We start from the raw sequence: 21,251 nt of genomic DNA, 5'->3' as shown, positions 1-21,251 counted from the left end.
CGCCGGGCGGCCGTCAGCCCAGCCGGTACGCGCGCCGCGCCGCCCCGGCGAAGACGTCGGCGCGCTCGCTGTCCGACAGGCCCGCGCAGAGCTCGCCGGCGGCCTCGGCGACCCGCTCGTAGCCGGCCGCGAGCAGGCACACGGGCCAGTCGGAGCCGAACATCACCCGCTCGGGCCCGAACGCCTCCAGGACGATCTCGGCGTACGGCCGCAGGTCGGCCACCTGCCAGGACGCCCGGTCGGCCTCGGTGACCATCCCGGACAGCTTGCAGAAGACGTTGGGGTGGCGGGCCAGTTCGAGGATCCGGCCGCGCCACGGCTCCAGCTCGCCCGAGGCGATCGGCGGCTTGGACAGGTGGTCGAGAACGAACGTCAGCTCCGGCATGGCGGCCACCGTGTCGATGGCGGCGGGCAGTTGGTGCGGGAGCGTGAGCAGGTCGTAGGCCAGCCCGGCGGCGGCCACGGCGGCGAGCCCGCGGCGCACGTCGGCGCGGGTGAGCCAGCCGGGGTCGGGCTCGGACTGCACGCCGTGCCTGACGGCGACCAGCCCGCCGCGCTGTCCATGGGTCAGCCCGGCGAGGGTGTCGGCGGCGTCGGGCGCGGTCAGGTCGATCCAGCCGACGACGCCCGCGACGAGCTCGGACCCGGCGGCCAGGGCCAGGAACTCGCGGGTCTCGTCGAGGTCGGGCAGCACCTGCACCAGCACGGTGCGGCTCACCCCTGCCGCGGCGGCGGGCCCGGCGAGGTCGTCGAGGGTGAACGTGCGGCGCACGGGCGCCATGGGCTCCGGGTCGAGCCAGGCGTGGGGGCGGACGGACAGATCCCAGACGTGGTGGTGGGCGTCGATGCGGGTCATCACGGCTTCCGGCTCGGTCGGGAGCGGGCGATGGCCGCCCTCTCCAGAAGGAGATCGTTTCCGGACCGGAACCTAACATACATCCTACGTTAGAGCCAGAACTGAGGGAGGTATAGACATCAGAGCCCTCTTCGCGTAGACATACATCCCATGTTCACGGTGAACCTCCGCTGAACACCTCGCCTTCGACGTCCCCCGCGGTCCGAGAGACATCCGGACCCCCTGACGGCACGATCGCCCTCATCGCTCTCATGACATCCCGCCCCGGCGGCGGCATGCGTTCTGGAAGAGGAGTAACGGTGACCAACGACGGCTACACACGACGAGGCGTGCTGGCGACGGGCTTAGGCGCCGCGGCCGGATCCGTGCTCGTGACCGGGGTGAGCGCCGGTCCCGCGCGGGCCGGTACGCGGCACGGCCCGGAGGGGAACCCGCTCACCCTCTGGTACACCCGCCCGGCCGAGGAGTGGCTCGAAGCGCTGCCCGTCGGCTGCGGGCGGATCGGCGCCATGGTGTTCGGCGGCGTGGCCACCGAGCGGTTCCAGCTGAACGAGGACAGCATCTGGGCCGGCGGGCCGCACACCTACGACAACCCCGAGGCGCTGGCCGCCCTCCCGCAGATCCGGCAGTGGGTCTGGGAGGACAAGTGGCAGAAGGCGCAGAACCTGGCCGACGAGAAGTTCCTCGGCATCCCGAGCGAGCAGGCGCCGTACCAGGTGCTCGGCGACCTCACCCTGACCTTCCCCGGCTCGGCCGAGTTCACCGGCTACCGGCGCGAGCTCGACCTGACCCGGGCCGTCACCACCGTCACCTACGTCCGCGACGGCGTCCGCCACACCCGCGAGGTCTTCGCCAGCAACCCCGGCCAGGTCATCGTCGTGCGGCACACGGCCGACAAGCCCGGCTCGGTGACGTTCCAGGCGGCCTTCTCCAGCCCGCAGGCCACCACGACGGCCGCCGCCGGGTCCGGCACCATCGCCCTCGACGGCGTCAGCGGCGACACCCAGGGGCTCAAGGGCGAGGTGCGCTTCCGCGCCCTGGCCAGGGCCGAGGCGAAGGGCGGGACGGTCGGCACCGACGGCGGCACGCTCACCGTGACCGGCGCCGACGAGGTGACGCTGCTCATCTCCATGGGCTCCAGTTACCGCAGCTTCAAGGACGTCGGCGGCGACCCCGCCGAGGTGGCCGAACGGCATCTGAAGCGGGCCGCCGGGCAGCCGTACGAGGTGCTGCGGCGCAAGCACGTCCAGGACTACCAGAAGCTGTTCGGCCGGGTCGAGATCGACCTCGGCACGTCGGAGGCGGTCGCGCTGCCGACCGGCGAGCGCATCGCCCGCCGGCAGCTCGACACGGACCCGCAGCTGGCCGCCCTCTACTTCCAGTACGGCCGCTACCTGCTGATCTCCTGCTCCCGGGCGCCCGGCCACGCGGCCAACCTGCAGGGCATCTGGAACGACTCCCTCACGCCGGCGTGGGAGTCGAAGTACACCATCAACATCAACTGCGAGATGAACTACTGGCCGGCCGGGCCCGGCAACCTCATCGAGTGCATGGACCCGCTGTTCGACCTGATCAAGGACCTGGCCGAGACCGGCGCGCGCACCGCCAGGACGCAGTACGGCGCCAAGGGCTGGGTCGCCCACCACAACACCGACGGCTGGCGGGGCACGGCGCCCGTGGACTTCGCCTTCTACGGCGTGTGGCCGACCGGCGGGGCGTGGTTGTGCCTGACGCTGTGGGAGCACTACCTCTACACCGGCGACGAGCGGCGGCTGCGCGAGCACTTCCCGCTCATCAAGGGCTCGGTGGAGTTCTTCCTCGACACCCTCCAGACCGACCCCAGGACCGGCCACCTGGTGACCAACCCCTCCCACTCGCCGGAGGTGGGCCACCACGAGGACGGCGACGAGAACGTCAGCATCTGCGCGGGGCCCACCATGGACATGCAGATCCTGCGGGACCTGTTCGGCGCGTTCGCGGAGGCGTCGGAGGTCCTCGGGGTCGAGGAGGACCTGCGCGCGAAGGCCGGCGAGGCCCGCTCGCGGCTCGTGCCCAACCAGGTGGGACATCTCGGGCAGATCCAGGAATGGCAGGAGGACTACAGAGGCGACGCCGCCCTGTCGCGCAGCCGGCACATCTCCCACCTGTGGGGGCTGTTCCCCGGCCACCAGATCGACCCGCGCCTCTCCTCCGACCTGGCCCAGGCGGCCCGCCGGACGCTGGAGCTGCGCGGCGAGGCGGGTGCGGGATGGTCGCTCGCCTGGAAGATCAACTTCTGGGCGCGGCTGCTGGACTCCGCCGAGGCGTACAAGCGGCTGGGCAACCTGCTCGTGCCCGCGCGCACCGCGCCCAACATGTTCGACCTGCACCCGCCGTTCCAGATCGACGGGAACTTCGGCGGGGTCTCCGGAATCACGGAGATGTTGCTGCAGAGCCACGCCGGCCAGGTGCACCTGCTGCCCGCCCTGCCCGCCGCCTGGCCCGCCGGGTCGTACCGGGGGTTGCGGGCACGCGGCGGGTTCGAGGTGGACCTCACGTGGGAGGGCGGCGCCCTGCGGCGCGGCCGGATCCGCTCGGACCTCGGACGCGAGCTCACCCTCCGCACCGCCCGCCCGGTCACCGTCACGGAACGGGGCCGCCCGGTCAGGGCCGACCGGCCCGAACCCGGAGTCCTCGTCTTCGACACCCGCAAGGGCGCGATGTACGAGATCACCCCGGTCTGACGGCCTCCGGGCCCGGCGCGGCGGCGCCGGGCCGGGAACGCGGGCGCGTGCGGGAGGCCTCGCCGCGGGCGTGGGCGGCGAAGAGGCGGGCCGCCTCGTCCGGGTCACCGGACGACAGGGCCGTCACCAGGTCGTCGTGGTGGCCGGCCATCGCCATCCAGTCACCTTCGTAGAGCGGGTTGCCCACCACGTGCAGGCTCCACAGGTTCGACTCGATGGTCCGCCACAACCGCAGCAGGAAGGAGTTGCCGCACGCGGCGCACACCCGCCGGTGGAAGGCGAGGTCGGCGTCTCTGAACGCTCCGATGTCGCCCTCGCCCGCCGCCCGCCGCATGGCCAGCACATCCCCCGCGAGCTGCTGCAACGTCTCGGGCTGGATGCGGACGGCGGCGCCGCGTGCGGCATACTCCTCCAGCAACACCCTGATGTCACGCACCTCCCGGGCCTGCTCGTCGGAGATCTCCGCGACGTAGCTGCCCCGGTTGGGATAGGAGATGACCAGTCCCTCGTGCGCCAATCGCTTGATAGCCTCTCTCGCCGGGGCCTGGCTGGTGCCGACCCTGCGGGCGATCTCGGCCTCCACCAGCCGCTGCCCGGCCACGAGCTCTCCCGAGACGATCCAGCCGCGCAGCAGCGCGTAGACCCGGTCGGACAGCAGCTCCCTGGGCAGCACCTGGCTGGCGGGCGGCGCGATCTGCTGCTCCTGCCAGATGCGCGCGACCGTCGACTGCGACAGCCCGAGCTGCCTGGCCATCGAGCGGGTGGAGGGCACGGCGGAGCCATGAGCCGCGGCGGCGATCACGCGCTCGGCCTCCTGCCGCTCCGTGCTGCGCGGCCGCCCGGGTCTCGGCGCGTCGGCCAGGCCGTCGAGGCCGCGCTCCACGAAGCGGGCGCGCCACTTCGCGACGGTCGCCGAGCTGACGGCGAGCCGGGTCGCGATCTCCTTGCGCGACAGCCCGTCGGCGCACGCCAGCACGATGCGGCTGCGCAGGCCCAGCCCTCCCCCGGCCTCCTCCGCCCACGCCTCGAGCGTGGCGCGCTCCTCGGCGCCCATTACCAGCCGTTTGTCGTCAACGCGTCCAGTCACGCCCCAACTGTAACGCACTTATGACTCAGACGACCGCATGAAACATATTTGTAGCAGAGCATAACCCCTTGACCGACCCCGGTTGCCAACGTATTAAATAATCGCTAATCGAGTACCGACCCATTAAAAAGGCGTCGCAGATCTCGCCCCCTTGGAGGTGCGATGCGGTCCCCCCGTTCATTCCCCGTCCTGTCAGGCATCGGATGCCTGCTCCTGCTCACCGGCTGCGGCGGGGGCGGCTTCGCCGGCGACTCCCAAGCGCAGCAGAGCGAGGGCGGCCAGGTCACCGTCAGGATGCTGGTCAACATCAGCCCGAACCTCACGCAGGCGTACTGGGACGGCCTGGTCAAGCCGTTCGAGCAGGCGAACCCCGGCATCGACGTGAAGATCGAGGCGCCCACCGGCAAGGGCGTGGCCGACACGCTGCCGCAGCAGCTCGCCGCCGGCAACGCCCCCGACGTGGTCGAGACGCTGATGGCGGACGAGACGCTGGCCAAGCAGATGCTCGACCTGAGCGACCAGCCGTGGGCGAAGGACACGCCGCTGGTCGAGCAGGCCAAGCTGGGCGGCAAGATCTACACCGTCGGCGTCGGCGTGCAGGCCCAGTCGCTGGTCTTCTACAACAAGGAAGCCTTCGGCAAGGCCGGGATCGACAAGCCGCCGACCACGTGGGACGAGCTCGACGCGGCCATGGGCAAGCTCAAGTCGGCCGGCTACCTACCGCTGCAGACCGGCGGCGACTTCCTGACCGGCCTGCAGCTGCTCCAGCTCTCCAACCCCTCCCGGGCCCAGCACCACCCCACCTGGCAGCAGGACGTCACGTCGGGCAAGATCAAGGCCGGCGAGTCGCTGCTGCCGTACCTGGAGCGCTACCACGGCTGGATCGGCAAGGGGTACGTCGACAAGAACGCCCTGGGCATGAAGTACGCCGACGCCGAGACCGCGTTCCTGTCCGGCAAGTCGGGCATGTACGTCATGGGCAGCTGGTTCACCGCCGCCGAGGCCAAGGCCGAGAAGGACTTCGAGGTCGGCGTCTTCCCCGCCCCGGTCGACAAGGGCCAGCAGCACCCCGGCCCGCAGGGCGCGACGCTCGCGGCCCCGTACATGATCCTCAAGTCGACCCCGCAGAAGGACGCGGCGCTCAAGCTGGTCCAGTGGCTCGTCACCGACCCGGCCGCGGTCAAGAGCCAGCTCAAGCAGGACGGCAACTTCCGCACCGGCGTCGAGCGCGAGTTCACCCCGCTGGAGCAGCAGGTGCAGGAGATCCTCGACCAGGCGCCGGCCGGCGTCCCGCAGGGTGAGGGCTACGGCGACGCCACCCTCCCCAAGGGCTTCAACTCCGCGTGGAACACCGAGGTCCAGGGCCTGTACGTGGGCAAGTCGCCCAAGGAGGTCGCCGAGGGCGTGGACCGCTGGCTGGCCGGACGCTCATGACCCTCACCCGGGAAGCGCCCGTAGCCGCCGTGCGCGAGACGCCACGCAGGCCCAGGCGGCGGCACGACGGCCTGACGACCGCGCTGATGGCCGGCCCGGCCACCATCCTCTACGTGGTGATGCTGGTCATCCCGGTCGGCCTGGCCTTCTACCTGAGCCTGACCGACTGGGACGGCTTCAGCGCCGACCCCGCCTTCGTCGGCGCCGCCAACTACGCGAGCCTGCTCGACGACCCCGAACTGCGCCGCGCGGCCCTGGTCACCCTGCTGGTCGCTGCGGCGGGCACGGCCGGGCTCAACCTGCTCGGCCTCGGCTTCGCCCTCCTGGTGAACGGTGCCTCCCGGGCCAACACGTTCTTCCGGATCGTGCTGTTCTACCCGCACGTGCTCAGCGCCCTCGTGGTCGGCTTCCTCTGGTCGGCCATCCTCGGCACCACCGGCGCGGTCAACAACCTGGTGACCACGTGGGGCGGTGAGGTGCTGCCGTTCCTGTCCGACCCTGCCTGGGCCACGGTCACCATGATCGCGGTGCTGGTGTGGGCCGGGTTCGGCGTCAACGTCGTGCTCTACCTGGCCGGGCTCCAGGCGGTGCCGCACTCGCTGATCGAGGCCGCGAAGATCGACGGGGCGACCCGGTGGCAGGTGTTCAGGAACGTGACACTGCCCGCGCTGGGGCCGTCAGTGACGATCAACATCGTGCTGTCGCTGGTGACGCTGCTCAAGACGTACGACCTGGTGGTGTCGCTGACGGCGGGCGGCCCCGCCGGGCAGACCCAGACCGTCGCCTACCTCATCCTGTGGAACTCCTTCCACGACGCCCGCCTCGGTTTCGGCTCGGCGCAGTCGGTGATCCTCATGCTGGTCACCGCGGCGCTGGCGTTCGTGGTGACCAAGCTGCGCCGGCGCGGCGAGATGGCGGTGCACCAGTGAGAAAGACCTTCCTCTGGGCGACCGTCGCCTTCATGCTCGTCCCGCTCTACGTGCTGACCGTCAACGCGTTCAAGGGCCAGCAGGACATCCTGAACGACCCGTTCGGCCTGGGCGGCCTCACACTGGAACCGCTCGGCAGGGCGCTGACGAACCCGCAGTTCGACGTGGTCAAGGGGTACGCGATCACGCTGCTGTTCGTGGTGGCCGTCAACGTGCTGTCGGTGCTGCTGGCGGCGCCCGCCGCGTACACGATCGCGCGCAGCCCCAAACGACGGTTCCGGGTGCTCATGCTGTTCTTCCTGGCCGGGACGTTCATCCCGGGCCAGGTGCTGGTCATCCCCGTCGTGTACGTGCTCAAGACCCTCGGCCTCATGGGCACGATCCGCGGGTTCGTGCTGTTCGAGACCACGCTCACGCTGCCGTTCTCGATCTTCCTGTACGCCGGCTACATCGCCACTATCCCCGCCGTGCTCGACCAGGCGGCGGCCGTCGACGGGGCGGGGCGGCTGCGCACGTTCTGGCAGATCGTCTTCCCGCTGATGCGGCCCGCGGTCGCCACGATGGTCATCCTCAACACGTTCTCGGTGTGGAACGACTTCGTGAACCCGCAGATCATCCTGGGCCCCGGCAGCGGCCTCTACACGGTGACCACGGGCGTCTACGCCGCCGTCAGCCAGTACTCCACCGACTACACCGTGGTCTTCCCGACGCTGCTGCTGGCCATCGCCCCGCTCCTCGTCTTCTTCGTCTTCATGCAACGGCACATCATCAGCGGCCTCACCGCCGGGGCCACGAAAGGTTGAAGATGCGCACAGTGCCCTCGCCGTCCGAGCCCTCGAAACCCGAGTCCTCCGAGCTCTCCGTGCCCTCCGACCCCACCGTGCCCTCCGACCCAACCGTGCCCTCCGTCACCGCGACCGTCCCGCTCGGCACGCCGCCCGCCTGGGCGGTGCTGGAGCGCCGCCTGTTCGACACGCTCGACGAGGCCTGGCGGGCCTTCGCCGCCCGCTACTGCGGGCCCGACGGGCGGCTCATCTACCACGGGCCGGCCGCCGACCGGGACGGCGCCGACGACTTCTACGAGGCGTTCTTCAACTGGCCGACGCTCTACCAGCTGGGCGGCGCGGACGACCTGCTGGACGCCGCCAAGCACCACTGGGAGGGCGTCACCACGCAGCTCACGGAGCTCGGCTACCTGGTGGACGAGTTCGAGCGCGGCTATGACTGGTTCCACCAGGGCGAGTCGCTGCTGCTGTTCTACGGCATCTGCGCCGCGGACCCGCGCGACGAACGTTTCCGCGAGCGCGCCCGCCGCTTCGCCGACCTCTACCTCCCGGGCTCGGCCAACTACGACGCCGAGCGCGACATCATCCGCGCCCCGCACAACGGCGCCGGCGGCCCCCGCTACGGCCTGCAGTGGGAGTGGGCCTCCTACCACACCGACCTGGTCAGCATGCGGCCGTTCGGCCTGCCGCTGCGCGACCTCCCGGGCATCACGCGGTGGGAGGACCTGGCCGACCCGTACAACGCCGCCCGCATGGGCGCGGCGATGAGCGAGCGCATCGGCCGCGGCGACGTGGCCGTCAACCTGGCCGCGACCAGCCTGGCCGTCAACGCCTGGCTGTACGACGGCGACGAGCGCTACCGCGACTGGGCGCTGCGCTACATCGGCGCCTGGCAGCGCAGGGCGGAGGCCAACGGCGGGATCCTGCCCGACAACGTCGGCCCGTCCGGCGTCGTCGGCGAGCTGCACGGCGGTCGCTGGTACGGCGGCAACTACGGCTGGCAGTGGCCGCACGGCATCTACAGCGTGGGCGCCGCCGCCGCGATCGCCGCGGTCAACGCCCACCTGCTGACCGGCGACGACGCCGCGCTCGTCATCGGCCGCGACCCTCTGGAGGCCGTGTACGGCCACGCCGTCCAGGCGAGCGTGACCGAGACGGACATGAGCATCAGCGACCGCTGGCTGGCCGAGCTCGGCGACGAGGCGGGCAAGCCCACCATGCTGGTGCCCAACCGGCACGACGACCAGGGCTGGTTCGACTTCCAGCCGCCGCAGCTGGGCCTGCCGGTCTGGCTCTGGCACGCGAGCCAGTCCGGCGGCGACGCCGACCGGCTCGACCGGCTGCGGGCCGGCTCCGGCTACGACTGGACGACCGTGCGCCCGTTCCGTAACAAGGAGGAGGCCGGGCACGAGGCGCCCTGGCTGGAGTTCCTGCGCGGCGCCAACCCCGGCTTCCCCGAGGCCATGTTGTCGGCGGCGCTCGGCCAGGTGCAGCGGCGCATGGCGCTCATCGACGCCGACACCGCGGACCTGTCCACCATCCACGTGCACCACTGGCAGCGGCTCAACCCGGTCGTCACGGAGGCGCTGCTGCAGCTGGCCACCGGCACCCCGCAGGTGCTCTACAACGGCGGGCTGCTGCCCGCCCGGCTCGCCTACTTCGACGCCGACCGCCGCCGTCCCGGCCTGCCTCCGGACGTGGCCGCGCTGGTCGACTCCGTACGCCCCGGCGCCACCGGCGTCGAGCTGGTCAACCTCGGCGTCGCCCGCACCCGCAGGGTCGTGGTGCAGGCGGGCGCGTTCGGCGAGCACCGGATCGACCGCGCGGTGGTCACCCGGTCCGGCGGCGACGGCTACCCGGGCGACCCGCGCGCCTACACCCCTCCCCCGATCACCGAGACCGGGCAGGAGGTGGCGGTGGGCGGCCCGCGCCTGCTCGTGGAGCTGCCGCCCGGCCGCCGCATCCGGCTCGACCTGCACACGACCGCGCGCGCCCGCACGCCGTCGCACCAGCACTACTGAGGAGTTTCATGGACGACGCCATCTGGGATCTGCCTGTTCGCGGGGAACTGCCCGCCGAACCCGATCCCGCCCTCGTGGAGGGACTGTCCCGGATCAGCGCGGCCACCGCCTGCGCGAAGTTGCACGCGCAGGGCATCCGGCGCACCTTCGTCGAGGGACCGCGTCCCATCGCCCAAGGACAGAAGATCGCCGGCCGGGTGCGCACGCTGCAGTTCATGCCGCAGCGCGAGGACATCGCCTCCGGGCTCGGGCAGGAGTACGTCGAGCGGCACACCGCCCTGTGGGCCGTGCTCGAGGAGATCCGGCCCGGTGACGTGCTGGTCGTGCAGGCGTACGGCAGCGCCTACACCGGGTGCTTCGGCGACATGCTGGTCCGCTACTTCAAGCGCAAGGGCGGCGCGGGCATCGTCGTCGACGGCCGGATCAGGGACCTGCCCAGGGTGGGCGGCCTCGGCCTGCCGATCTGGTCGACGGGCGCCACCCCCCACTACGCCTCGCAGGCGGAGCTGTTCCCGTGGGCGTACGACGTGCCGGTGGCCGTCGGCGGGACGCTGGCGCTGCCCGGCGACCTGTGCGTGGCCGACGACGACGGCGCGGTGATCGTGCCGCGCCGTCGCGCCCAGCAGGTGCTGGAGGCGGCGGCCGACCACGAGCAGTGGGAGCTCTACAGCCGCGCCCGCATCGAGGAGGGCGGGGCGCTTTCCGACTACTACCCACTCACCCCCGAAACCCGCGCCGAGTACGAGCGGTGGCGGAAGGTCAAGGAGAGCCAGTGATTCTCAGGTCTGTCGGCGCGATCGTCTTACTCATCGGCGGATTGACCGCCCCAACCCCCACCCCCGCCTCGTCGGCGGCCGGCAAGCCCACCTGTGACTACTACGTCTCCCCCTCGGGCAGCGACCAGGGCGACGGCAGCGACAAACGCCCGTGGAAATCGATCGAGCAGGCCCGCGACGCCCTGCGGGCCGACAAGAAGCCCCAGAAGTGCGACATCGTGGTCAACGTCAAGGCCGGCGACTACGTCGTCGAGAAGACCATCGCGTTCACCGAGGCCGACTCGGGCGAGAACGGCCACACGATCACCTACCGCAGCGCGGACGGGCCGGGCAAGGCCCGCCTGCTCGGCGCCAAGCCGCTCACCGGCTGGCAGAAGTACAAGGACAACATCTACAAGACCAAGATCGACCGGAACTTCTACACGCTGTTCGAGGACGGCAGGCGCGCCACCACCGCCCGCCACCCGAACAGGACGAGCGACGACCTGTGGTCCCCCTACCTGTTCTCCATCCTCGGCGAGCCGGAGAAGGAGGCGGTGCGCCAGTGGCTGTACTTCAAGCCGGAGGACGTGCCGCAGGAGTGGGACGCGGACTTCGACCAGAACGCCCAGGTCGTCGTCTGGTCGGGCGGCTCGTGGAGCTGGTTCACCGACACCGTGCCGCTGGGCGGCGCCGACTTCCGCAAGAACTTCTTCACGCTCGACCACTGGGCCCGCTACTCGTTCGTCAACAGCCGCAGCGGCTCGCGCTACTTCCTGCAGAACACGCTGCGCTTCCTCGACCAGCCGGGTGAGTACTACTTCGACTTCGCCAAGGGCGAGGTCTACTACTGGCCGCGCGGCTCGATCGACAAGGTCATGGCGCCGACGGTGAAGACGATCCTGCAGATCGCGGGCAGCACCCCCGAGCAGCGGGTGCACGACCTCGCCTTCGACGGGCTGGCGCTGCAGTACAGCGACTTCGTGGACTGGTATCGCGCGGGCTGGATCAGCGAGGGCGACTCGGGTTACGTGCACAAGTATCCGGTCTACGACCGGCAGATCGAGATGCCGCGCAACCGGTTCGGCATGATCACGGTGACGAACTCGCGGGACATCGACCTGACCAGGCTGCGCCTGTCGGACAGCGGCTTCATGGGCGTCTACATGTTGTTCGCCAACGAGCGGGTCAGGGTGTCGGACAGCCTGCTGGAGAACATCGGCGCCGACGGGATCAAGGTCGAGGGCGGCTATCCCGGCGAGGGCGACATCTCAGGCCATCACACGATCACCAACAACTACATCCACCACGTCGGCGAGCTCGTCCCCGGCGACGCGGCCGGCATCGAGCTGCTGAGCACGGGCAACAACGAGATCAGCCACATCAACGTCCGGCACAGCGCCCGCTACGGCATCAGCCTGGAGGTCCGCCCCGAGATCAAGGACGAGGACAACTACGCCCGCAACAACCGCTTCTCCTACATCCGCATCGACGAGGCGGGGCTCGACAGCGGTGACATGGGCGCCTTCTACACCTACGGCGTCAGCAACACCGAACCGCACGAGATCGACAACCACGTCTCGCAGATGGTGATCGGCGACGTCATCAACGACCCGGCCGGCGCGATGCCGGACAGCGGCACCCGGGGCGTGCACATGGACGCCGGCGGCTGCGGCTTCTCCTTCGCCGACATCGAGGTCGGCGAGGTCAGCGACGACAAGTACCAGAGTTACCAGTGCAACGAGGTCACCAACGCCAACTGGGCGGACGGCTTCGACGCCTCGAAGATGGAGTACGACAAGATCGGCGTGACCGACGCGTTCCCGTACCCGCTGCCGGAAGCTGAGGCGGCGGCCGGGAAGGTGAAGCAGTGAAGGTCGTGAGCGCGGCGGTGGTCGTCCTGGCGGCGCTGGTCGTCGCCCCGGCCGCGAGCGCCCAGGCCCCGTGCAAGCCGGTGGAGTTCTACGTCGCGCCCGGCGGCGCGGACCGTGGGGCCGGCAACGCGCAACGCCCGTGGAAGACGATCGAGCACGCCCGCGACCAGGTCAGGGCCAAGAAGAAGCACCAGAAGTGCGACATCGTGGTCAACGTCAAAGCCGGTGACTACGTCGTCGGCGAGACCATCGCGTTCACCGAGGCCGACTCGGGCGAGAACGGCCACCGGATCGTCTACCGCAGCGTGGACGGGCCGGGCAAGGCCCGCCTGCTCGGCGCCGAGCCGCTCACCGGCTGGGAGAAGCACAAGGGCGACATCTACAAGACGAAGGTCGACCGGAACTTCTACACGCTGTTCGAGGACGGCAGGCGCGCCACCACCGCCCGCTACCCCAACCGCAGGTCGGACGACGAGTGGGCGCCCTACCTCACCTCCGTGCTCAAGGAGCCGGAGAAGGAGGCGGTGTACCAGTGGCTCTACTCCAGGCCGGGCGAGTGGGACAAGAGCTGGAACCTCGACAACGCGCAGGTGACGGTCTGGTCGGGCGGCAGCTGGAGCTGGTTCACCGACACCGTCCCGATCCAGAACCCGTCGTGGGACGACAACCAGCTCACCCTGGAGCACTGGACGCGCTACGCGCTGGTCAACAGCCGCGGCGGCTCGCGCTACTTCCTGCAGAACTCCCTCGACTTCCTCGACCAGCCGGGTGAGTACTTCTTCGACTTCGACAAGGGCGAGGTCTACTACTGGCCGCGCGGCTCGATCGACAAGGTCATGGCGCCGACGGTGCAGACGATCGTCTCGCTGGCGGGCAGCACCCCGGACAAGCGGGTCCAGAACCTCACCTTCGACGGGCTGGCCCTGCAGTACAGCGACTTCGTCGGCTGGTACCGCAACGGCTGGATCAGCGCGGGCGACGCCGGCGTGCCGCACAAGTACCCCGAGTACGACCGGCAGATCGAGATGCCGCGCAACCGGTTCGGCGCGGTCACCCTCACCAACACCCGCGGCATCGACCTGACCCGGCTGCACATCGCCGACACCGGTTTCACGGCGGTCTACCTGCTGTTCGCCAACGACCACATCCGGATCTCCGACAGCCTGCTGGAGAACATCGGCGCCGACGGCATCAAGGTCGAGGGCGGCTACCCGGGCGAAGGCGACGTGGCCGGTCACAACGTCTTCACCAACAACTACATCCACCACGTCGGCGAGCTCGTGCCCGGCGACGCGGCCGGCGTCGAGCTCATGAACACCGGCAACAACGAGGTCAGTCACACGGTCGTCCGGCACAGCGCCCGCTACGGCATCAGCCTGGAGGTGCGCCCCGAGGTCAAGGACGGCGACGGGTACGCGCACGGGAACGTGTTCAAGTATCTCCGCATCGAGGAGGCGGGCCTGGACAGCGGTGACATGGGCGCCTTCTACACCTACGGCGTCAGCAACACCGATCCGCACCCGATCACCAACCACGTCTCCCAGGTCGTGATCGGCGACGTCATCCCCGACGCGTCGATGCCCGACAGCGGGACGCGAGGGGTGCACATGGACGCCGGCGGCTGCGGCTTCTCCTTCGCCGACATCGAGGTCGGCAAGGTGACCGACGACAAGTACCAGAGCTACCAGTGCAACGAGGTCACCAACGCCAACTGGGCGGACGGCTTCGACGCCTCGAAGATGGAGTACGACAAGATCGGCGTGACCAGCGCCTTCCCGTACCCCGTCCCGAGTTAGACGGCGCCCGCGGGCGGCGACCGATCCCCCGCCCGCGGGCGTTCTCCACCCCGCCCTCCGGCCCGCTGGAGCACCCCCATGAACGATCTGACGCGCCGCGGCTTCCTCTTCCTGAGCACCGCCACGGCCACGCTCGCCCTCTCCGGAACGCCCGCCGTCGGCGCTCCGGGGAGGATCTGGTCCTCTCGCCCGGCCCGGTCCGCGCGGCCCATGGTGCGCTGGTGGTGGCCCGACGCCCACGTCGATCCCGCCGAGATCAGGAGGGAGGTCGACCAGCTCGCCGCCGCCGGGTTCGGCGGCGCGGAGATCGCGGCGGTGCACCACAGCATCCGCGACAAGTCCGTGCTCGACCCCGCCGGCCACGGCTGGGGCACCCCCGCATGGAACGCCGCCGTCGAGGCCGCGCTCGACCAGGCGGCCAGACGCGGCATCCGCATCGACCTGACCATCGGCCCGTCCTGGCCGGCCGCGGTGCCGTCCATCACCCCGGACAGCCCGGCCGCGGTCAAGGAGCTCGCCCACGGCTCGGTCACGGTCGCCGCGGGCGCCACGTACGCGGGGGCCGCGCCGCCACCGGCCGTGCCGCCCGGCGAGGGCGTCACCGAGCGGAAACTGCTGCTCGTCCAGGCGGCCAGGATCGAGCCCGCCCACTCCACCGGCGACGAGACCGGCCTCGACCCCGCCTCCGTGCGGGAGGTGCCCGTGACCGGCGAGAACGTCACCTGGACCGCGCCCGCCGACGGCGAGTGGGTGCTGATCTCCTACTGGGAGCGCAGCTCAGGCCAGCGCCCCGAGTCCGGCCCGCACACCGCGCCCGAGGCGTACGTGGTCGACCACTTCAGCGCGGCGGGCACCCAGGCGGTCATCGACCACTGGGAGTCGGAGCTGCTCACGCCCGCCACGCGCCGGCTGCTGAAGAAGGCGGGCGGCGCGTTGTTCGAGGACTCCATCGAGATCGAGACGGACGCGCTGCCGTGGACGCCGGGGCTGCTGGAGGAGTTCGGGCGGCGGCGGGGCCACCCGCTCGCGCCCCTGCTGCCGGTGGTGCTGCTGGCGGAGGAGGACCCGGTCTTCGCGTACGAGGCCGCCATGACCCGGCACGCCCGTAAGGACTACTGGGACACGATCTCCGAGCTGTGCAACGAGCACCACTTCGCCGGGCTGCGCGACTGGGCGCACTCGCTCGGGCTGAAGCTGCGCGCGCAGCCGTACGGGTTGCGGACCGACGCCATCGCGGCGGCGGCCGTGCTGGACATCCCCGAGGGCGAGTCGCTCGGGTTCAAGAACCTCGACGACTACCGCTGCCTGGCCGGCGGCCGGGACCTGGCGGGGCACGAGCTGCTGTCCAGCGAGGCGGGCGCGTACGCGGGCGGCGCCTACACCACGACGTGGACGACGCTGCTCACCACCATGGGGGGCGCGTACGCGGCGGGGCTCAACCAGACGGTGCTGCACGGGTTCTCCTACGCGAGCGCGCCGGGGGCGGCCTGGCCGGGGTTCGCCGCGTTCACGCCGTACGGCGGGACGGCGGGCTATGCCGAGTCGTGGGGGCCGCGCCAGCCGACCTGGCACCACATATCCGATATTTCTGGCTATTTCGCCCGCATCCATGAAGTCCTGCGCGAGGGCGTCCCGCGCGCCGACGTCGCCGTCCTGCGGCAGACCGGCTACACCAAGACCGGCATCGGCGCCTCCTGGTTCACCCGCGACGGCATCCCCACCGGCTGGACCCACCAGTTCGTCAGCGGCCCTCTCCTCGACCTGCCCGCCGCCCGCGTCTCCGGCGGCCGGCTCGCGCCGTCGGGACCCGCCTACAAGGCGCTGTTCGTCGAGGGCGACAAGTTCTACGCGGGCGAGCCCACGATGACGGTGCCGGTGGCCGGGCGGCTGCTGGAGTACGCGCGGGCCGGGCTGCCCATCGTGCTGCTCGGCGCGTGGGAGTCGGCCTCGGTGCCGGGCCTGCCCGCGGACGGCGAGAACGAGCGGCTGCGCGACCTCGTCGCCGCGCTGCTGGCCGAGCCCACGGTGCGGATGGTCGCCGGCCAGGCGGACGTCCCCGGCGCGCTCGCCTCCCTCGGCGTGCGGCCCGACGTGCGCTACGCCACCCCCAGCACACTGCTCACCCTCCGGCGGGCAGCCGGGGAGATCGACTACTACTACCTGTGCAACGGCAGGCACGTCGAGAACCCCAAACCGCCGGTCGCCCCGATCGACCACGACGTCACGCTGGCCCGCGCGGACCGCCACGGAGTCCCGTACCTGCTTGACCCGTGGACCGGACGGGCCGAGCGGATCGCGCTGTACACGGAGGAGCCCGACGCGATCCGCCTGCGCGTCGCCCTCCAGCCCGGGCAGGCCCGGATCGTCGCGATCGCACGGGCCGGGCTGTTCGGCGACCGTACGGGCCGGCTCCCCCACGCCACCGCCACCGACGCGGACCGCGCCCTCTACTCCGGCGGAGGCCTCGCCGTCCGGGCCGCCAGGGCAGGCACCTACACCACCGCCCTCTCCACCGGCCGCACCGTCACCACGGTCGTCGGCGAGGTGCCGCCGCCCGTGGAGCTGTCGTCGTGGCGGCTCAAGGTCGAGGACTGGCAGCCCGGCGCGACGCCGACGCAGACCTCGAAAGTCGTCCACGAACTGGACCTGGACACGCTCGCCCCCTGGACGGAACTCCCCGGACTGGCCGACGTGTCGGGCGTCGGGACCTACACCACCACGGTGGACCTGGACGGCCCCGCGTACCTGGAGCTGGGCGAGGTGACCGACACGTGCCGGGTGCGCGTCAACGGCCGCCGCCTCGCCGCCGTCGACCAACTCCACCCGATCGTGGACCTCGGCCCCCACATCCGGCGCGGAACCAACACCATCAAGGTCGAGGTCGCCACCCCTCTCGGCAACCGGCTCAGAGTCGCGGACCCGGACGTCTACGGCGGGCTGCGCCGGCAACCGTACGGGCTGAAGGGACCGGTCCAGCTGGTGCCGTACAGGGAGGAGCGGTTGCGCCCGTGACCAGAGATGCGCTAACGCGCCTGATCGCCCGGTTCGTCGAACAGATCCGGGAGGGTCCGGGCTGTGGCCGCACGCGTGGCCCAGGTCTCGAGTAGGGCCAGATCGGTGCAGGAGGTGATCCGGACGCGGGTATCGTCTGGAACATCGAAGCCGCGGGCGGCCAGCACGAGCAGCACCATCCTGGCCGCCTCTTCCGCTTTGCCTTCTGCTTTGCCTTCTGCTTTGCCTTCTTTGAGGCCGCGGCCGTAGTGCTCGCGACCCCAGGGTGTGTAGACCGGCCAGTCGGTGGACGTCATGATCTCCTCCATGAGGCAGCGAATTTCGGGCGCGGACATGCTGTAGGCGTATTCAGCATACTTCGTAGCGTGATCGTCACGGGTGGTGGACAGTGCTGTGGCGAACGCCTCGATGACCTTGCGGTCACGACCGTGGACCATGACGGACATGGCTGCAAGGCCCGGGTGAGCGGCGGCCTCCTGGGGGTCGGTGATGACCGGAATGCCGTCCGGCCCCAACACGCGCGCCTGCAGGCGGTAGCCGGTCAGCCCTGAATCGATCGGCTGCGCGTAGTAGGCGGCGGTCGCACGATCGGGACAGACGACCAGGACTGTGACGTCGCAGCCCAGCAGCAGCCACAACGAGGCGGCGTAGCGGGCGAACTGCCGAGGATCCTTGGACGTGCCCTGCTGGATCTCCACGATGACAGCGTGCGCGGGGGACTGCGGTGGCCCAAGAGTGAGAACCAGGTCGGCCTCGATGTCGTCGGAGGGCCGCGTGTTGAAGGTGCGCTCCTCCCGCTGGATCAGTGGAGTGTCGGGCAGGTTCACTCCCATCTGGTCACGCAGGATCTCCACCACCAACTGGGGACGGTCGGCGAACATCTGGACGAGAGCATCATGTCGGGGGGACGGCATGGCACCCATTGTCACATCTCACACACGATGGGTGATGGGAATCATGCAACGAGGCCGGATACCGCGCGAGCTTGAGGCAACCCACAGGGCGGCGGCGCTGACGGCCTCCGGACTTCGCGGCGAGAGCCGCCGTTCGGCTTGACCCGAAGACCGACAGGGCCACCAGCCCTTGACCGGACCTGCCGAGGCGTATACATATCTATTCACAGCCAGATAAACATTCGCCCTTGAGAGGTGCAGGTGAAGGCAACCATCACGGTGCTCGCGACCGCGGCGGCGCTCGTCTTATGCCCGGTGACCGCACAGGCCGAGGCGGGTGACGAGCCGCGCTTCTCGGTGCCCGGGCGGGGCGGCGAGACCTGCGTCGACGCGCCCCTGACCATCACGTTCCCGGAGCCGCCGGCCCTGGGCACGACCGGCGCGATCGAGGTGCGCCGCGCCGACGGCACGCTCGCCGACCGCATCGAGGCCGCCACCGCCAGGACCGACAGGAAGAACGTCGGCAGCGCGATCTCCGACACGGGACTGCCGCACGACTTCTCGTACGAATCGATCATGATCGAGGGGCGCCGAGCCGACGTCTACCTGCACCACCAACTGGAGTACGGCCAGGAGTACTACGTCACCGTCGACCAGGGCGTGTTCGCGGGCTTCGACGGCGTGCGGGACCCCCGCGCCTGGCGGTTCACGACGACCAGGCGCGAGCCCAAGCCCGGCCGGTTGACGGTGTCGGCCAAGGGCACCGGCGACTTCTGCACCGTGCAGGGCGCCATCGACGCGGTGCCGACCGGCAACACGACCCCGGTGACGATCGACGTGCGGCCCGGCGTCTACACCGAGATCGTCTACGTCCGCGAGGACCGCCCGCACATCACCGTCAAGGGCGCGGGCGCGAAGCGCACCGTCATCCGCTATCCCAACAACGACCTGCGCAACGGCGACAAGGCGCTGAGCGACGGCGGCCCCGAGGACGTGTGCCCGCGCCGCGTGCTGGAGACGTCCGACCTGCACAACTGCTGGCGGGCCTCGTTCGGGGTGGACGCGTCCGACTTCCGGATGAGCGACGTCACCGTGCACAACACGACGCCGGACGGCGGCTCGCAGGCCGAGGCGTTCCGGGGCAACAACGAGCGCATCGCGCTCGAACGCGTGCACCTGCGCAGCTTCCAGGACACGCTGCGCCTGCAGGGCAAGGGCTTCGTGACCGACAGCCACATCAGCGGCGACACCGACTTCGTCTGGGGCACCGGCACGGTGTTCATCCAGGACACGGTGCTGGAGTCGACCGACCGCGGCTACATCTCGCAGAGCCGCAACGACGAGACCCGTCCGGGCACGGTGTTCGTCAGGACCAAGCTGACACGGGCGCCCGGCGTGCCGGACGGCTCGGTCGCGCTGAGCCGCAGCGCGGTGTGGCGGTTCACGCACAGCCAGGTCGTGTACATCGACACCGAGATGGACGGCCACATCGACCCGGCCGGCTGGCAGATCGACCCGGACGACTGCGCGCAGGCCCAGCAGACGTCCTTCTGGGAGTACGGCAGCACCGACCTGTCCGGCCGCGCGATCGACACCTCGCAGCGGCTCGCCTGCTCGCGCCAGCTCACGGACGCCGAGGCGAAGCAGTGGAGCGACCCGGCGTTCGTCCTGGGCGGCTGGGATCCGGAGCGGGGCCACCGCGGAGAGCACGGGAGCCGATCTGATGCACACGAGTGACGAGACGGGCCCCGACGCGGCCGGCCCTGTGAGTGGCGCGGCGAGCCGGCGCGGCGTGCTGGGCGGGATTCTGGGCGGGCTCGGCGCGGCCGTCGTCGCGGGCACGGCGGCGCCGGCCTCGGCGGCCACGACACAGGTCGCGACCCAGAGCGCGGCCCAGAGCGCGGCCCAGGCCACGACGGGGACGGCCGCGGCGGCCAAGCGGCCGCCGCGCCCGGTGGCGCCGGTGAACCAGGAGATCGCCGCCAGGTTCGGCCCCGAGTACAGGACGCTGCCCGAGGCCGTTGCGGGCGTCGACATCGAGCCGCTGATCGGCATCCACTCGGAGGCCGACATCGCGGCCAGGCGCACGGCCATGACGGACTACATCTGGAAGGGCGCGGGCCTGCCCACCTCACTGCCGGAGGTGGAGAAGGGCGTCGACGCGCCCGACTTCGCCTCGCTGACCGGCGTGCGCAGGATCGACCTGCTGACGGTCCCGCTGCGCTACCGCGTCTCGGCCAAGGTGTACGACCTCCTGCCGCGCAAGGGCTGGAACCGGCGGCTGGCCCTCTACCACAACGGGCACGGCGAGCCGTTCGACACCATGCTCCGCACCGTCCAGGCGCTGCTGGACCGGGGCTACCGGGTGATGGCGTACGCGATGCCGTTCCACCACTGGAACGCCCAGCAGATCGCCGACCCGGACGACCCGGACACGCTGCTGCCCGGCCCCTCGCACCGGGAGCTCCCGCCATGGGAGCGGCCCGGGTTCTCGACGCTGACCTTCTTCCTCGAACCGCTCACGGTGACCCTGAACTACGCGATGGCGACGTACCGGCCGGCCTCCGTGGAGATGGTCGGACTGTCGGGCGGCGGCTGGACGACCACGGTCTACTCCGCGCTCGACCCGCGGGTGGCGCGCAGCTATCCGGTGGCCGGGTCGCTGCCGTTCTTCCTGCGCCCGGCCTCGCCCAAGCCGAGCCCGACGATCGGCGACTTCGAGCAGACCAAGGCGGCGCTGCCGGGCTTCTACGCCGCCGAGTCCGACGACTTCCTCGACATGTACGTGCTGGCCTCGATCGGCCGGGGGCGCGGCCAGCTGCAGATCCTCAACCGCTTCGACGACTGCTGCTTCAACGGGGTCGGGCACCGCGCCTACCACGCCCCGGTGCGCGACCGGGTGGCGCTGCTCGCGGGCGGGCGGCCCGAGGAGGGGCGGTGGGACATCCTCGAGGACGCCACGCACGAGGACCACACCATCTCGCCGCACGCGCTGTCCGTGATCCTCTGGGATCTTGACACCTCAAATATCACAACCTAATATCGGAATATAGATACATTACTGAATAAATATTCAGGCGGAGGAT

Annotated in this window: 14 protein-coding genes; 11 read left to right on the top strand and 3 right to left on the bottom strand. The window is 70.7% G+C overall.

Annotated elements, in window-relative coordinates:
* Positions 1-13: 13 nt before the first annotated feature.
* On the bottom strand, positions 14-856 hold the full coding sequence (locus tag ABGB01_RS03325; RefSeq protein WP_347770099.1) for an amidohydrolase family protein: 843 nt from the start codon (positions 854-856) through the stop codon (positions 14-16).
* 299 nt (positions 857-1,155) lie between these two features.
* Here ABGB01_RS03325 and ABGB01_RS03320 point away from each other — a divergent pair, with 299 nt between their 5' ends.
* Positions 1,156-3,579 (top strand): glycoside hydrolase family 95 protein, encoded by a 2,424-nt coding sequence (locus ABGB01_RS03320; RefSeq protein ID WP_347770097.1) that lies wholly within the window; start codon positions 1,156-1,158, stop codon positions 3,577-3,579.
* Here the strand turns inward: ABGB01_RS03320 and ABGB01_RS03315 are convergent.
* A complete protein-coding gene (locus ABGB01_RS03315; protein WP_347770095.1) occupies positions 3,566-4,666 on the bottom strand; it encodes an FCD domain-containing protein in 1,101 nt (366 codons plus the stop codon). The two genes, ABGB01_RS03320 and ABGB01_RS03315, sit on opposite strands and share 14 nt — an antisense overlap.
* A gap of 162 nt (positions 4,667-4,828) precedes the next feature.
* Here ABGB01_RS03315 and ABGB01_RS03310 point away from each other — a divergent pair, with 162 nt between their 5' ends.
* The 8 genes from ABGB01_RS03310 to ABGB01_RS03275 all read left to right on the top strand — a co-directional run bounded on the left by ABGB01_RS03310 (position 4,829) and on the right by ABGB01_RS03275 (position 17,272).
* Positions 4,829-6,100 carry an extracellular solute-binding protein gene (locus ABGB01_RS03310; protein WP_347770093.1) on the top strand — a complete coding sequence of 424 codons (1,272 nt, stop codon included), beginning with the start codon at positions 4,829-4,831 and terminating at the stop codon, positions 6,098-6,100.
* Positions 6,097-7,029 carry a sugar ABC transporter permease gene (locus ABGB01_RS03305; RefSeq protein WP_347622523.1) on the top strand — a complete coding sequence of 311 codons (933 nt, stop codon included), beginning with the start codon at positions 6,097-6,099 and terminating at the stop codon, positions 7,027-7,029. Before ABGB01_RS03310 ends, ABGB01_RS03305 begins: the two co-directional genes overlap by 4 nt.
* On the top strand, positions 7,026-7,832 hold the full coding sequence (locus tag ABGB01_RS03300; protein ID WP_347770091.1) for a carbohydrate ABC transporter permease: 807 nt from the start codon (positions 7,026-7,028) through the stop codon (positions 7,830-7,832). Before ABGB01_RS03305 ends, ABGB01_RS03300 begins: the two co-directional genes overlap by 4 nt.
* Positions 7,833-7,834: 2 nt before the next feature.
* A complete protein-coding gene (locus ABGB01_RS03295; protein WP_347770089.1) occupies positions 7,835-9,835 on the top strand; it encodes a hypothetical protein in 2,001 nt (666 codons plus the stop codon).
* A gap of 8 nt (positions 9,836-9,843) precedes the next feature.
* Positions 9,844-10,611: a hypothetical protein gene (locus tag ABGB01_RS03290; RefSeq protein ID WP_347770087.1), complete on the top strand. Its 768-nt coding sequence runs from the start codon at positions 9,844-9,846 to the stop codon at positions 10,609-10,611.
* A complete protein-coding gene (locus ABGB01_RS03285) occupies positions 10,608-12,464 on the top strand; it encodes a right-handed parallel beta-helix repeat-containing protein (protein WP_347770085.1) in 1,857 nt (618 codons plus the stop codon). The genes ABGB01_RS03290 and ABGB01_RS03285 overlap by 4 nt, the downstream gene beginning before the upstream one ends.
* Entirely contained in the window at positions 12,461-14,260 is a 1,800-nt protein-coding gene (locus tag ABGB01_RS03280) for a right-handed parallel beta-helix repeat-containing protein (protein ID WP_347770083.1), read from the top strand. The genes ABGB01_RS03285 and ABGB01_RS03280 overlap by 4 nt, the downstream gene beginning before the upstream one ends.
* A 78-nt stretch (positions 14,261-14,338) precedes the next feature.
* Positions 14,339-17,272 carry a glycosyl hydrolase gene (locus ABGB01_RS03275; protein ID WP_347770081.1) on the top strand — a complete coding sequence of 978 codons (2,934 nt, stop codon included), beginning with the start codon at positions 14,339-14,341 and terminating at the stop codon, positions 17,270-17,272.
* A gap of 11 nt (positions 17,273-17,283) precedes the next feature.
* On the opposite strand, the gene ABGB01_RS03270 is transcribed toward ABGB01_RS03275, so the two are convergent.
* Positions 17,284-18,153, bottom strand: a complete 870-nt coding sequence (locus ABGB01_RS03270; protein ID WP_347770079.1) for a hypothetical protein — start codon at positions 18,151-18,153, stop codon at positions 17,284-17,286.
* 273 nt (positions 18,154-18,426) lie between these two features.
* On the opposite strand from ABGB01_RS03270, the gene ABGB01_RS03265 reads away from it, so the two are divergent.
* Positions 18,427-19,902: a pectinesterase family protein gene (locus ABGB01_RS03265; RefSeq protein ID WP_347770077.1), complete on the top strand. Its 1,476-nt coding sequence runs from the start codon at positions 18,427-18,429 to the stop codon at positions 19,900-19,902.
* Complete coding sequence (locus ABGB01_RS03260; protein WP_347770075.1) at positions 19,889-21,205, top strand: hypothetical protein; 1,317 nt, start codon at positions 19,889-19,891, stop codon at positions 21,203-21,205. Before ABGB01_RS03265 ends, ABGB01_RS03260 begins: the two co-directional genes overlap by 14 nt.
* Positions 21,206-21,251 lie beyond the last annotated feature (46 nt).

Origin of the sequence: Nonomuraea sp. B5E05, from assembly GCF_039880665.1 — a bacterium.
Classification (GTDB): Bacteria; Actinomycetota; Actinomycetes; order Streptosporangiales; family Streptosporangiaceae; genus Nonomuraea.
This window is presented reverse-complemented; position numbering and strand designations above follow the sequence as displayed.